This is a genomic window from Martelella sp. FLE1502, from assembly GCF_053484255.1.
The window spans coordinates 32,600-46,878 of the sequence record NZ_JBAKFQ010000034.1 but is presented as its reverse complement, the minus strand read 5'-3'; the positions used below and the strand labels follow the sequence as shown (position 1 = coordinate 46,878).

The 14,279-nt window shown below is 61.6% G+C and carries 9 protein-coding genes; 6 read left to right on the top strand and 3 right to left on the bottom strand.

Features of this window, described 5'->3' with window-relative positions:
* Window positions 1–202: 202 nt before the first annotated feature.
* The gene (locus V6767_RS20870) at window positions 203–1,162 is read right to left on the bottom strand and encodes an AraC family ligand binding domain-containing protein (RefSeq protein ID WP_448475222.1); all 960 of its coding nucleotides are present in this window, start codon (window positions 1,160–1,162) and stop codon (window positions 203–205) included.
* A gap of 185 nt (window positions 1,163–1,347) precedes the next feature.
* Here V6767_RS20870 and melA (V6767_RS20865) point away from each other — a divergent pair, with 185 nt between their 5' ends.
* From melA (V6767_RS20865) to melA (V6767_RS20840), 6 genes are all read left to right on the top strand, one after another.
* Window positions 1,348–2,820, top strand: coding sequence for an alpha-galactosidase (gene melA, locus V6767_RS20865; RefSeq protein WP_448475221.1), 1,473 nt, complete (start codon window positions 1,348–1,350; stop codon window positions 2,818–2,820).
* 143 nt (window positions 2,821–2,963) lie between these two features.
* Window positions 2,964–5,060 carry an ABC transporter substrate-binding protein gene (locus V6767_RS20860; RefSeq protein WP_448475220.1) on the top strand — a complete coding sequence of 699 codons (2,097 nt, stop codon included), beginning with the start codon at window positions 2,964–2,966 and terminating at the stop codon, window positions 5,058–5,060.
* A 112-nt stretch (window positions 5,061–5,172) separates the two neighbouring features.
* On the top strand, window positions 5,173–6,186 hold the full coding sequence (locus V6767_RS20855; RefSeq protein WP_448475219.1) for an ABC transporter permease: 1,014 nt from the start codon (window positions 5,173–5,175) through the stop codon (window positions 6,184–6,186).
* Window positions 6,183–7,307 carry an ABC transporter permease gene (locus V6767_RS20850; RefSeq protein ID WP_448475218.1) on the top strand — a complete coding sequence of 375 codons (1,125 nt, stop codon included), beginning with the start codon at window positions 6,183–6,185 and terminating at the stop codon, window positions 7,305–7,307. Before V6767_RS20855 ends, V6767_RS20850 begins: the two co-directional genes overlap by 4 nt.
* 16 nt (window positions 7,308–7,323) lie before the next feature.
* Window positions 7,324–8,994, top strand: a complete 1,671-nt coding sequence (locus tag V6767_RS20845; RefSeq protein ID WP_448475217.1) for an ABC transporter ATP-binding protein — start codon at window positions 7,324–7,326, stop codon at window positions 8,992–8,994.
* A 17-nt stretch (window positions 8,995–9,011) separates the two neighbouring features.
* Window positions 9,012–10,385 carry an alpha-galactosidase gene (melA, locus tag V6767_RS20840; protein WP_448475216.1) on the top strand — a complete coding sequence of 458 codons (1,374 nt, stop codon included), beginning with the start codon at window positions 9,012–9,014 and terminating at the stop codon, window positions 10,383–10,385.
* A 428-nt stretch (window positions 10,386–10,813) separates the two neighbouring features.
* On the opposite strand, the gene V6767_RS20835 is transcribed toward melA (V6767_RS20840), so the two are convergent.
* Together V6767_RS20835 and V6767_RS20830 are read right to left on the bottom strand one after the other, a co-directional pair.
* Window positions 10,814–12,388: a serine hydrolase domain-containing protein gene (locus V6767_RS20835; RefSeq protein ID WP_448475215.1), complete on the bottom strand. Its 1,575-nt coding sequence runs from the start codon at window positions 12,386–12,388 to the stop codon at window positions 10,814–10,816.
* Window positions 12,389–12,465: 77 nt separating this feature from the next.
* The gene (locus tag V6767_RS20830; RefSeq protein WP_448475214.1) at window positions 12,466–14,268 is read right to left on the bottom strand and encodes a ShlB/FhaC/HecB family hemolysin secretion/activation protein; all 1,803 of its coding nucleotides are present in this window, start codon (window positions 14,266–14,268) and stop codon (window positions 12,466–12,468) included.
* Window positions 14,269–14,279 lie beyond the last annotated feature (11 nt).

The window sequence follows — 14,279 nt, the reverse complement described above, 5'->3', positions numbered from 1 at the left end:
AAATCGCACCAAAACGGAATCCCATACGATTCATTCATCACGCCTGATGCTCTAAATCCCTTTCAAGACGGTTATGTTGACGATCGATACGGCCTGCATCACGCCAGAACAAGAGTGACTTCAAGGTTTCGATCTGCCTTTGCGCAGCCCTTTGAACTGCTCTTGTTTCCGCTCCTTACTCAGAAAACCTGCGGCGGCGTATCTATGTTTGACGGATGTCGGCTTCCGGATACTCGACCGGGTGCTTTTGCAGCGCGGGGGCGGCGGTTTCGGTGTTCATTGTCATGATGCTGGCGGCGAGGCCGATCTTCCTGAACTCCGTGGGGCTGACGCGGAAATAGCGGCGGAACACTTTGGCGAAATAGTTGGGGTCGGCGAAGCCGGCCATGCCGGACACCTCCTTGACCGTGTGGTCGCCGCTTGCCAAGAGCCGGGTCGATTGTTTGAGACGGCGCAGAAGCACGTATTCCGCGGGCGGCATGCCCTCCGACTGCGCGAAGAGCCGCGAGAAATGCGAGCGGCTGAAGCCTGAAATCTCGGCCAGCCTGTCCACCGGCAGCGGCTTTTCAAGATTGGCATCAATGTAATGGATGACCCGCTGCATCGCCCGGCTTTCCACCGGCGGCATGGTGTGGACGCCGAAAACGTCGTCATAAAGCAGCATGGTCACCTCATAGGCGACGGCGGAGGCCCGGGCCGGGGTGTCGGTTTCTGAAGAAAGCAGGCGTGCGAGACAATCGGCAAGCTTGTCGACCGTCTGCTCCTTGAGTTTCAGAACGGGGCCGGTGGTCGCCAGAACCGCTCTTTGGATGCGCATCGCCTCCTCGCCGTTAAGCGAAATCCAGAAGAACTCCCACATGCCGCCCTCTTCCAGCCAGTAGCGGTGGTTGTGCGGGATCAGGGTGAGCATGGTTTCACCCGGCCGGATACGATAGGTCTGGTTCTCAAAGCGCAGGTTTCCCGCACCGGCAATCGTGTACTGGATCACCGAGAACGGGCTCTGGCCGCGACGCCTTCCATCCCACTGATAATCCGGCCTGGTGCGGATTTCATAGCCGGCGCTGACCGGCATGGCATGCAGGTCCTGATGGCCGCGCGGCAGCGAAATCAGCCGCCCGATCGGCGCCTTTGCCCGCATTTCCCGCAGCACAGAATTACCCATGAAAGCACAATCCCTCTCTGTGATGTCCTCCTGACTGCTGCATAATGCGGTTCGGGAGTTTGAAACACAAGCGCTACAGTCAGAACATATCGACCTGGGGCACGCCCTTCGTTGCGCCCTGCCGGTTGGTCCTCTGTTGCGTTGGATTTTACCCTGTGTGTTGGTCTTAGTTCAGGGAGGCGGCTATGAGCGCTTTCAAAATAGCCATTATCGGCGCCGGCAGCGTCGGTTTCACCAAGACGTTGTTCAAGGATATTCTGTGCGTTCCGGAGTTCGCGGACATCGAGGTCGCGCTGACGGATATCAGCGAGAAAAATCTGACGATGGTGAAAACCATCCTCGAAAAGATCGTCGAGGCCAATGGCCTGCCGACCACCATCACCGCGACCACCGACCGCCGCAAGGCGATCGAGGGCGCGCGTTATGTGATTTCCTGCGTGCGCGTCGGCGGGCTTGAGGCCTATGCCGACGATATCCGCATTCCGCTGAAATACGGCGTCGACCAATGCGTCGGCGATACGATCTGCGCCGGCGGCATTCTTTACGGCCAGCGCAACATTCCGGTCATTCTGGATTTCTGTAAGGATATCCGCGAAGTGGCCGAACCCGGTGCCCGCTTCCTCAACTATGCCAATCCGATGGCGATGAACACCTGGGCCGCCAATGAATACGGCAAGGTCGACACGATCGGTCTGTGCCATGGCGTCCAGCACGGCGCGGAACAGATTGCGGAAGTGCTCGGCGTAAGACAGAACGAACTCGATTATATCTGCTCCGGTATCAACCATCAGACCTGGTTCACCGATCTGCGCGTCAATGGCCGCAAAATCGGTAAAGACGAGCTGATCGCCGCCTTCGAGGCGCATCCTGTGATCTCGAAACAGGAAAAGGTCCGCATCGACGTGCTGAAGCGTTTCGGCGTCTACTCGACCGAGAGCAACGGCCACCTGTCCGAATACCTGCCCTGGTATCGCAAACGCCCGGAGGAAATCACCCGCTGGATCGACATGTCCGACTGGATCCACGGCGAAACCGGCGGCTATCTGCGCTACACGGCGGAAAACCGCAACTGGTTCGAGACCGAGTATGACGGCTTCCTCGAAGATGCGGCAAAGCCGATCGACCCGAAGAAGCGCTCGAGCGAACATGCCAGCTATATTCTCGAAGGGCTCGAGACAGGCCGGGTCTATCGCGGCCATTTTAACCGCAAGAACAACGGTGTGATCACCAATCTGCCGGATGACTGCATCATTGAATCGCCCGGCTTCGTTGATCGCTTCGGCCTCAATATGGTCGCCGGCATCACGCTGCCGGAAGCCTGTGCTGCAACCTGCATGGCCTCGATCAATGTGCAGCGCATGTCGGTTCATGCGGCCGTGACCGGCGATCTCGATCTTCTGAAACTGGCCGTGCTGCACGATCCGCTGGTCGGCGCCGTCTGCACGCCGGAGGAGGTCTGGCAGATGGTGGACGAGATGGTCGTCGCACAGGCCGCATGGCTGCCGCAATATGCGCATGCCATCGATGGCGCGAAAGAGCGGCTTTCGAAGGCGACGGTCAAGACCCGCGAATGGGACGGGGCGGCCCGCCGCCATATCCGTTCGGTGGATGAAATGCGCGCGGAAAAGGAAGCCGAGCGCGCGGCGGCCAACGCCTGACGTTTTAATCTCGACCGGTCCGGCGGCATGCCGGTCCTGTCTTTCCTGTTCCGGCGGCCTTGTGGGTAGGAGCCTTGCCGGCGGAACAACCGGCGAACGGCCATGCGCCTTCGCATTCAGTGTCAAAACGGGAGGACGACACGATGACACCGCACCTTTCTGCCCGGCATCTGGCCAGTATCCTGGCCGCCGGGATTTCAACCCTCGCATTCGTCTCCGGGGCACTCGCTTCGGAAATGACGGTCGTGCCGCCGCAGCCGGATTTCCCGGCCCAGGCCAAGATCACCTATGTGCCGCGCAACGCGATCGAGGAATTCAGATCGCTGCCGTCCTATTCCGAGCCGGAATGGGTGACGGAGCAATTTGTCGAGACCGGCGCGCTGCCGCCGGTCGAGGAACGGCTGCCGAAGGAACCGCTGGTCTTCAAGACCGGCAACATGCCGGACGGCATGGGCGTTTACGGCGGCACGCTGCGCCATGTGATCGGCGGCCGGCCGGAAGGCTGGAACTATCAGGCAGGCCAGGCGCAGGGATGGGGCGGCATCGACATCGGCATGTATGAGTGCCTGACGCGCACCGCGCCGCTTTATCAGGTCGAAGCAAGTGACATGGAGCCCTTGCCCAACCTTGCCAAGAGCTGGGAGTGGTCGGAAGACGGGCACACGCTGACCATGCACCTGATCGAGGGTGCGAAATGGTCCGACGGCGAGCCCTTTACCTCCGAAGATGTGATGTTCATGTGGGAAGACAATATCGTCGACCCCAATGTATCGCCGCTCAATGGGGCCACGCGCGAAACCTTCGGCTCCGACACGACACTGAAGGCCGTGGACGACTACACGGTCGAATGGACCTTTGCCGAAGCCTTCCCGCGCCAGTATCTGTTCAACATGGCCTATGGCGATTTCTGCCCCGGTCCGGCGCATATCCTGAAGACCAAACACCCGAAATATGCCGATACGACCTATGACGAATATCGCAACGGCTTTCCGCCGGAAATGATGAACTGGCCGGTGATGGGCGCTTGGGCACCGGTCGAATACCGGCCCGATGACATCATCGTCCTGCGCCGCAATCCCTATTACTGGAAAGTCGACGAGGACGGCCACCAGCTCCCCTACATTGATGAGCTGCAGTACAAGCTGTCGACCTGGGCCGACCGCGACATCCAGACGATTGCGGGGTCTGCCGATCTTTCCAACCTCGAACAGCCGGAAAACTTCGTCGTGGCATTGCGCCGCGCCGCCGAGGAGGATGCACCGGCAAGGCTGGCCTTCGGTCCGCGCCTGATCGGCTACAATATGCGCATGAACCTTTCAGGCAATGGCTGGGGCGAGCCGGACGCACGCGAAGAGGCGGTGCGTGAACTCAACCGTAACCCGGACTTCCGCAAGGCCGTGACGATGGCGATCGACCGTCAGGCGCTTGGCGATTCACTCGTCCGCGGCCCCTTCACCGCCATCTATCCCGGCGGCTTGAATTCCGGCACCAGCTTTTATGACCGGGAATCCACCTATTACTATCCCTATGACCCGGAGGGCGCGAAAGAACTGCTCGCCTCCATCGGTCTTGAGGACACGGACGGCAACGGCTTCGTCAACTGGCCGGAAGGCACGCTGGACGGGCAGGATGTCGATATCGTGGTCTCGCTGAGTTCCAACTACACCACCGACCTCAGCCTCGCCGAGGGCCTGATCGGCCAGCTGCAGCAGGTGGGCCTCAGGGTGGTGCAGAACGCCATCGAGAACAACCAGTTCGACAACCAGCGGCGGGCCGGCAAGTTCGACTGGATGATCCTGCGCAATCCGCCGGCTCTGGCATCCGTGGTGCAGGGCACCACCGGCCTTGCGCCTGTGGGACCGCGCACCAGCGAACATCACCGCGCCGGGCCGGACGGCACGGTCGACCTGATGGCCTATGAGGAACAAATGGTCGACATCATCGACCAGTTCATCGCCACCGACGATAATGCCGAGCGGGCTGAATTGATGAAACAGTATCAGACCGTCGTGACGCAGAATGTCGATATGGTCGGGCTGACGGAATATCCGGGCGCACTGATCGTCAACAAACGGTTCGACAATGTCGCCGCCGGTGCGCCGATCTTCATGTTCAACTGGGCGGAAGACGCCATTATCCGCGAGCGCATGTTTGTTCCGGCGGACGAGCAGCAGGACTATCAGCTGTTTCCGCAAACGCTCCCCGGCAAGCTAGGCGGCGACGGGCCGGTCAGCGGCTGACACCCCAAAGCGTCGCGGCGGCTCTTGTGAAAGCGCCGCCGCCAACCTCGCGGACCGGCAACCCTGTTCTCCTCCAGTTGCCGGTCCGCACAGACAAGGGACGCAAGGTAAAATGGCGCGATTTCTGTTCAACCGGATCATGTCGGGGCTGATGCTGCTGTTCGTGCTCAGCATCGTGACCTTCGTCATCATCCAGGCCCCGCCGGGCGATTACAGCGATTATATCCGCTCGCAGGCGATCAATCAGGGCGGCGCGACCTTCGAACAGGCCGACCGGCAGGCCGAGGCCTATCGCGAGACCCACGGCCTGAACGATCCACTTCCCGTACAGTATCTCAACTGGGTGAAGGGCATCGTCTTTCACGGCGATTTCGGCCAGAGCCTCTACTATAACAAACCCGTCTCCGACGTCGTCGCCGAACGGCTGCCGCGCACGCTGGCGCTGGCGCTGACGTGCCACATCCTGGCTTCCATTCTCGGCATCGGCTTCGGCATCGTCGCGGCCACGCGCCAATATAGCTGGATCGATACGGCGCTGTCGGGGGTCGCCTTTCTCGGCATGACGGTGCCGCGCTTTTTGATGGCGCTGATTATCGTCTATGTCCTCGTCTTCCATTTCGACGTCAATGAAGTGGGCAGTTTCTTCTCGCCGCAATATGGCGGCGCGCCCTGGTCCTGGGGCAAGTTCGTCAATCTCGTGCAACACATCTGGCCGGTCGTCGCCATCGCGACATTCGGCGGGCTCGCCTACAATATGCGGGTCATGCGCGGCAATCTGCTCGACACGCTGAACATGCAATATGTCGAGACCGCGCGCGCCAAGGGGCTTTCGGAGCGCAAGGTGATCATGCGCCATGCCGTGCCCAATGCGCTGCATCCCCTCGTCATGTATCAGGGCGTGGTTCTGCCCTACATGCTAACCGGCGAAATCGAGGTCGCCATCATCTTCGCGCTGCCGACCGTCGGCCCGGCCATCGTCGGTTCGATGCAGGTGGGCGATGTCTATGTCACGGCGACCTTCATGCTGCTGCTTTCGGCCATGCTGCTGATCGGCAATATCATCGCCGACCTTCTGCTTGTGGCCCTTGATCCGCGCGTCAGACAGACCGGGAGGGCCGCGGCATGACCGACAACATCCTGCAAACCGTCGACACAGTCAAAGAGCCGGAAGCCGACAAGAACGAAACCTATCTGGCACTGGTGTGGCGCAGGCTCAAGCGCTCGTTTTCCGGCATGATGGGGCTGATCCTGGTGGTCTTCCTGCTGTTCGTCGCCGTGTTCGCCGATTTCCTGTCGCCCGCCGATCCGCGCGTTACAGGCGATTCCTATCAGCCGCCGCAGATGGTCACTGTGTTTGGCAAGGACGGCGAATTCGTGTTTCCGCCACGGGTCTATCCGCTGGGCGATACCGGCGAACTGGACCCGGTCACCTTCCAGCCGCTCGTCGGCAAGGATTACGACAACCCGCAGATCATCGGTCTGTTCGTCAAGGGCGCGCCCTACAAGCTCTTCGGCTTCATTCCGGCCGACCGCCATTTCATCGGCGCGACCGATGGCTCGGTGATCCATTTTCTCGGCACGGACAAGCTCGGCCGGGACGTGCTGTCGCGCATTCTCTACGGCTCGCGGATTTCGCTTCTGATCGCGCTCACCGTGGTCACCGTCGTCACCATCGTCGGAACATCCGTCGGCATGACGTCCGGATATTTCGGCGGGCCGGTGGATTCGTGGATCCAGCGCTTCGTCGAACTGGTGCTCGCCTTTCCGCAACTGCCCTTCTATCTGGCACTGGCCTCGCTCATTCCGGTGACCGCCCCGACCAAGGTGTTTCTCGGCTTCGTCATCGCGGTGATGTCGGCGCTCGGCTGGGCGCAGATGTCGCGCGAGGTGCGCGGCAAGACGATGGGGCTGGTGCGCATGGATTATGTGCGCGCGGCGATTGCCGTCGGCGCCACCGACAAGCGCATCATCTTCCGCCATATCCTGCCGAATGTGATGAGTCATGTGATCGTCGCGGTCACGCTTGCCATCCCCACGGTCGTGCTGCTCGAGGCTTTCCTTGGCTTCCTCGGCTTTGCGGTCAAGCCGCCGATGATTTCCTGGGGGCTGATGCTGCGCGACACCTCCAATTACGCGGTGATCGGCGCCTATCCCTGGCTGCTGTCGCCCGTCGCCTTCGTGCTTCTGACCGTCTTCGCCTTCAACGCGTTCGGCGACGGGTTGCGCGACGCCATCGACCCCTATTGAGAAGGAGACGCTTTCAATGACTGACGACCTCAGACATGACACGGCGCCTTCCACGCGGCGCGACCATGGCGAACAGCAAGGCGAGCCGATCATTGACGCCCGCAATGTCGCCGTCGATATCGCGGTCGAGGACGGCACGGTGAATGCCGTGCGCGATGTCTCCTTCCAGCTCTATCGCGGCGAGACCATCGCCATCGTCGGCGAGAGCGGCTCCGGCAAGTCCGTCACGGCCCGAACGGTGATGGGGCTGCTGCCGAAGCGCGCGCGTGTCGGCAAGGGCGCGACAATCACGTATGACGGCGCAGACGTTCTGAAGTTTTCCGACAAGAAGCGCCGGCAGATGCGCGGCGCGCGGATTTCGATGATCTTTCAGGAGCCGATGAGTTCGCTGAACCCGATTTATACAATCGGATCGCAGATCATTGAGGCGATCCAGACCCACCGCCGCGTCAGCCGCAAGGATGCGGAAGCCGAAACCCTGGAACTTCTGAAACAGGTCCAGATCCCGGAACCGGAGGCGCGCCTGAAACAATACCCGCACCAGCTTTCCGGTGGCCAGCGCCAGCGCGTGATGATCGCCATGGCGCTTGCCAACAAGCCGGATGTGCTGATCGCCGACGAGCCGACCACGGCACTCGACGTGACGGTTCAGGCGCAGATTCTCGGCCTGATCCGGGACTTGCAGCTGGAACTCGGCATGGCCGTCATCCTGATCACCCACGACCTGACCGTGGTTCAGCATTTTTCCGACTATGTCTATGTGATGAGCGAAGGCGTGGTGCGCGAGCACAACACGACCAGGGCGCTTTTCGCCGACCCGCAGCACCCCTATACCAAGAAGCTTCTCGGCTCGGAGCCATCGGGCGAGGCCAATCCGCTGCCGGAAGGATCGCAGACCATTCTGGAAGGCAAGGATGTCCGCGTCGCCTTTACGCTGAAAACCGGCACATTCTTCAAGTCCAGCTACAGCCAGCTCGTGGCGGTCAACGATTTGTCGATCACGCTCAAAAAGCACGAAACGCTGGGGCTGGTGGGCGAAAGCGGGTCGGGAAAGACCACGTTCGGCCAGGCATTGATGCGTCTGATCCATTCTGACGGTGGCACGGTGCTCTTCGACGATAAACATATCGAGGGGCTTTCCCGCGAACAGATGCGCCCGTTGCGCTCACGCATGCAGGTGGTGTTTCAGGACCCGTTCTCATCGCTCAATCCGCGCATGACGATCGGCCAGATCATCGAGGAAGGGCTGATCGTCAACAATATCGGCTCGTCTGGCAAGGACCGCAAAGAACGGGTGCGCGATGCCCTTGTCGATGCCGGCCTGCCGGGCTCCATCACCCATCGGTTTCCGCACGAGTTTTCCGGCGGCCAGCGCCAGCGCATCGCCATTGCCCGCGCCGTGGCACTGGAGCCGGAATTCATTCTGCTCGATGAACCGACCTCGGCTCTCGATCTCTCCGTGCAGGCACAAATCATCGAGCTCCTGCGCAAACTCCAGTGCGAAAGAGGGCTCAGCTACCTCTTCATCTCGCACGACCTGAAGGTCGTGCGAGCGCTATGCCACCGTGTCTGCGTCATGCAGCACGGCAAAATCGTTGAACAGGGGCCGGTGCGCGATGTGCTGGAAAACCCGCAGACAGACTACACGAAGCGGCTGGTCAAGGCCGCCTTCGAAGTTGCCGCCTGAATTTGAGGAATTACCCAATGACCAGACAACCCAAGATCACCTTCATCGGCGCCGGCTCCACGGTTTTCATGAAAAACATCATCGGCGACGCCTTGCAGCGCCCCGCCCTGAAGGACGCGTCCATCGCCCTGATGGATCTCAATCCGGAGCGGCTTGCCGAAAGCGAGATCGTTGCCGGCAAGCTCGCCCGCACGCTTGGCTCGAAATCCGAGATCACCACGCATACCAACCAGCGCGCAGCGCTGGAGGGCGCCGATTTCGTCGTCGTCGCCTTCCAGATCGGCGGCTATGAGCCGGCCACCGTCACCGATTTCGAGGTGCCGAAGAAATACGGGCTTCGCCAGACGATCGCCGATACGCTCGGCGTCGGCGGCATCATGCGGGGCTTGCGCACCGTGCCGCATCTCTGGTCGATCTGCGAGGACATGATGCAGGTCTGCCCCGAGGCCATTCTGCTGCAATATGTGAACCCGATGGCGATCAACACCTGGGCGATTGCCGAGAAATACCCGAAGATCAAACAGGTCGGCCTCTGCCATTCGGTGCAGGGCACCGCCGGCGAACTGGCGCGCGACCTCGATATCCCTTACGAGGAAATCCGCTACCGCTCCGCCGGCATCAACCACATGGCGTTCTTCCTGAAATTCGAGCATCGCCAGAAAGACGGCAGCTACCGCGACCTCTACCCCGATCTGGTGCGCGGTTACCGCGAGGGCCGGTTCCCGAAACCGTCAAGCTGGAACCCGCGCTGCCCCAACAAGGTGCGCTATGAAATGCTCACAAGGCTCGGCTATTTCGTCACCGAAAGCTCGGAACATTTTGCCGAATACACGCCCTATTTCATCAAGGAAGGCCGCGAGGACCTGATCGAGAAATTCGGCATTCCGCTGGACGAATACCCCGTGCGCTGCGTCGAACAGATCGCCAAATGGAAGGATCAGGCGGCAGAATACAAGAAGGCCGATGAAATCAAGGTCGAGCAGAGCAAGGAATATGCTTCCTCGATCATGAACTCCGTATGGACCGGCGAGCCGTCCGTCATCTACGGCAATGTCCGCAACAATGGCTGCATCACCTCGCTGCCGGAAAACTGCGCGGCGGAAGTGCCGTGTCTCGTGGACGCATCCGGCATTCAGCCGACCTATATCGGAGATCTCCCGCCGCAGCTGACGGCGCTGATCCGCACCAATATCAACGTGCAGGAACTGACAGTTGCCGCGCTGATCAACGAAAACCGCGAGCATCTCTATCACGCCGCGATGATGGACCCGCACACGGCCGCCGAACTCGACCTCGACCAGATATGGTCACTGGTCGATGACCTGCTGATCGCGCATCACGAGTGGATCCCGGAATGGGCGCGGATTACCCGTCAGGCACGCTCGGCGTAACGGGTTTCCCGCAGCCCTCAGGGGATGAGGCGTGACCGAAACTCAGGCTTTGGATCGAAAACCGCGAGCCGCCCCTCGGCCCCGGTATCCACCTCCGTTGCGCCATGGCAGAAAGAAGCGCTTCCGGTCTTGACGAAATCGGCAAGACCGGAACGCAAAGGTAAAACCAACGACTGAACAATTCTCTGCTTTTCAGGAGACAAGCGCCGTCCAGCCTCGACAGTCTGGCGGATTTTCTGCGACGCGGTTGTTCGCGACGGCGGTGCCAGACCTTCATGCCGAACAGCTTTTCGGCATTCCGGTATGCGATTTTTTCCTTGCCTTCGCGCGGAATATCCACGGCCCGTAAACGCATAGCATTGGGAACGGGCAGGTATGTTATAGCGCCGACCGACACTGCATCCGAGAGTAATCCGCCGTGAACGGCTCTATATCCGTTCGAACCGTGCAGGGCCGTCCATGACGAACAGTTCGATCTCCAGCGTTTCGGCCTTGTCCGGGCCGCCCGAGAACGTGGCGGCGGAGCGGGAGCCTTCGGGGGCGTTCTCGGTGTCGATGTCGAACACCATCATCGCGCCGTCCCATGGCATCAACTGGAACGCCTCTGGTTCGGGTCCGACAAGAAGGACGAGGTCGCCGGTCGCGTCCTCGGCCACCTCGACGGTCCCGAAATAGGGGTGGCTGTAGCGGCCGATCAGATAGCTTGCGGGGGGCGGAGCCGCAGCTGCCTGCGGGAACGGCTCTTCTGCCGTTTCGCCGAGCGGTGTGTAAAGACCGGCAAACAGCGCTTCGTAGCCCGAGAACCAGTCGCGGGTCACGCTGCCGGTCTGCACCATATCGGTAAAGCTCGCGCCGATCGCTTCAACCGCGCCCACCGGGGCGGCGTTGGAGAGCACCACGATGCCGACATCGAGCGAGGGGATCAGCGCGAAATAGGTGGCCGCGCCCAGGATGAAGGCGCCGGAATGGCTGAGGATCACCCGGCCGCTCGGATCGGTGCCGACGCCGAAGCCATAGCCATAAAAGCCCGCGCGCTCATCGGGGCTGTGCGGCCGGCTGGAAAAGCTCTGCGGGCTGATCGCCGGCTGCAGGGCTTCCGGCCGGATTAGGTCGCCGCCATCGGCGAGCACCATTGTCATCCATTTTGTCATGTCATTGGCCGAAGAGCTGACGCCGCCCGCCGGTGATTGGGCATCGGGCTCGCGCTGGTAGAGTGCTTGAAAGCCGTCTGCGGTTCTGGCATGGGGCGTCGCGCGGTTCTCCCGCGCCATAAAATCGTCGAAACGCGCGCTGGTCTCGGTCATGCCGAGTGGCGCGAATACGGCCTCCTGCACAAGATCGCTCCATGCCATGCCGGATGCATCGGCAACAGCCTCGGCCGCCGCCGTCAGGCCGAAATTGGTATAGGCATAACTGGTGCGGAAGGGCGAAAGCGGCTGGAGCCGCAACCGTTCGAGAATGGTCTGGCGGTCGAAGCCGAGGTCCTCGAGTTCGTCGCCGGCATGGTCCGGCAGGCCGGAGCGGTGGCTGTAGAGGTCGCCGATCGTCAGCCTTTCGCTCACCGCCGGATCGGAGAGCGAGAACCACGGCAGCAGGTCCTGCATGCGGCTGTCCCAGGAGACCACGCCGCGGCTGACCTGGCGGGCGACAGCCGTCGCGCCGACGGATTTGGAGAGCGAGGCAAGCTGGAACACGGTGTCTGGTGTGACGGGCAATGCGTCATCAGCATCGCGCGTGCCGAATCCCTTGGCATAGACGGTCTCGCCGCCATGCACTACGGCAACAGCGATGCCCGGCACGCCGCTGCGGGCCTTGATGTCTTCGACAATGCCGTCCAGCGCCGCTACCGCCTTGTCGATCTGTCCGGGAGGGACCGGGACACCGGATGTGCGCGACGGCGGCAGCATGTCGGCAAGCGCGGGGAGCGAGAGCAAGGCGAGCGAGGCGGATGCCAGCGAAACCGTGGTCAGGAAATGGCGGCGCGAAGCCTTGAACTGTGACATGGAAAACCTCTCCTCGTTCTAATCACCGGCGCAGCCGGAACGTCGTGTTGTTGGATGCCGATGCGGTCAACCCCGCGTCAGAGCGGTAGCCCGAGCCGGAAGAAAACCCTGAGCCCCTCATCCTCGCCATTGTCGGGACTGTACCACGGCACGGCAGCAATCAACTGAAAACTCATCTTTTCCGCAAGCATGCCGCTGACGCCCATGCCGACCGAGCCGAGCGCATCGCGGGCATAATCGGCGCTCGCCTCTTCATTCCAGACTACGCCATAATCGGCAAAGGTCGTCCAGGTCAGCCCCGGAAGCGCCGACCAGCCGGTCTCGAAATCATGGCTGAGCTCAAGGGCGGCGGCCGCGCCGCTGGCCCCGGACAATGTGCCGCCGTCAAACGCCCAGCCATAGGGATCGCCGCCGAGCGAGAACTGCGCTGCCGCAGGCAGCGGCGTTGCGGAATACTGCCCAGCGCTGCGTAGCCGGATGGCCGTGCCGGCGCCAAGATCATGCGCGATGTCGAAGTTCAGTCGCGCGAAGCGATAGTCCTCCGGCACATCGGGCAGGGCGGTTTCCTGCCCCAGACCCTGGCCGAATTCCGCCGTCGTGAGGAAGGCGGTATCGCCGTTCTGCCGGTCATAGGTGAGAGACATGGCCGCCCAGCGCGTCTGCTCGCGCGCCGCCCGCGCGCCCATGACATCGACGCGGTCATTGCGCAGATTGACCTCGATCCTGCCGAAAAGGCTCTGGTCGATGGTGCGAATAAAGGGATAGTCGAGCCGCGCCGTGCCGATCACGGACTCGATATGAATGTCGTCGGCCTTCAGGTCGCCGCCTGGCTTCTGGGTGATGTAGGAGAGATCGTATCCGGCGGAGAGGCCGTTGAAGCCGATCGGGATGTCCTGCGATGCCTGCAGGAAGATCATTTCCTGCGGCGTGTTGGGTACGGTCACGCCGACAAGGCTTGCCGTGTCGAAAAGCCCCAGCATGTCGTTGACGGTGACATTGCCGGAAAGCTCCAGCGGGCCGACCTCATCGGTCCCGAGATTGTCGAGCCCGACGGCGCCCGAGGCGCGATCGAAGCCGATGTCGAGGCGCAATATTCCGCCGCCCTGCGGGGTCTCCGGCCGGATCAGCGTGCCCTCGATATCGAGCCCGCCAAGGTCGCTCATCAGCAGCAGAATGCGCTCGGCCTCCTTGATCCGGATCGGCCGCATGGCGATGATCCGGTCGATATAGGGCGCGAGCCGCTCGCGGATACCCGGAATGGCGCTGTTGACTTCCAGCGTCTCGACATAGCTTTCATAGACGCGGAGCGTGATCGTGCCGGAGGAAAAGTCCTGGACCGGCACGACGGTCATGGCGAGATAGCCCGCGTTCAGATAGCGGGCGTCGATCTCCGCGGCGATGCGATAGAGATCGGCTAGCGTGATGACCTTGCCGGTCATGCCTTGCCAGAGATCGGAAAACGCCATGCCGGGCAATGTCACAGCACCCTCGACTGTCAGGGAGTTGAGCGTGAAGCGGATCGCGGCGGCATCCTTTTCGGGGGTGCGCTTGCGCTGATCCTGAACCTTGATATCGACCGTGCCGATGCGCTGCGGCGGGGTGAACCGTTCGAGAATGGTCGTCTGTCCGGCAACCGTCTGCTCGATCCGTTCCGCGGTTTGCGCCAGCGCGGTGTCGGTACCCGCGAAAAGGCAGCCGATCGCGAGCGGACTGCAGGCGAGAAAACCCCACCACGAGGCAACCGGGTGCGGGGGAGGTCCGCTCTTGTGCGATGTTCGCGGAAGCCTGACCTCCGTTTTTTTATCGTCAAGCAGGGCAAGCAACTTCAGGCGCTTTGTCGCCCAGAAACCGGGATGCTCTGAAAGGGCCGTTTGACGCATGGTTCCCCCAT

Coding starts and splice junctions, on each gene's coding strand:
- melA (WP_448475216.1), top strand. CDS start 9,012: ATGACCAGACAACCCAAGATCACCTTCATCGGCGCCGGCTCCACGGTT.
- V6767_RS20845 (WP_448475217.1), top strand. CDS start 7,324: ATGACTGACGACCTCAGACATGACACGGCGCCTTCCACGCGGCGCGAC.
- V6767_RS20860 (WP_448475220.1), top strand. CDS start 2,964: ATGACACCGCACCTTTCTGCCCGGCATCTGGCCAGTATCCTGGCCGCC.
- V6767_RS20850 (WP_448475218.1), top strand. CDS start 6,183: ATGACCGACAACATCCTGCAAACCGTCGACACAGTCAAAGAGCCGGAA.
- V6767_RS20835 (WP_448475215.1), bottom strand. CDS start 12,388: ATGTCACAGTTCAAGGCTTCGCGCCGCCATTTCCTGACCACGGTTTCG.
- V6767_RS20855 (WP_448475219.1), top strand. CDS start 5,173: ATGGCGCGATTTCTGTTCAACCGGATCATGTCGGGGCTGATGCTGCTG.
- melA (WP_448475221.1), top strand. CDS start 1,348: ATGAGCGCTTTCAAAATAGCCATTATCGGCGCCGGCAGCGTCGGTTTC.
- V6767_RS20870 (WP_448475222.1), bottom strand. CDS start 1,162: ATGGGTAATTCTGTGCTGCGGGAAATGCGGGCAAAGGCGCCGATCGGG.
- V6767_RS20830 (WP_448475214.1), bottom strand. CDS start 14,268: ATGCGTCAAACGGCCCTTTCAGAGCATCCCGGTTTCTGGGCGACAAAG.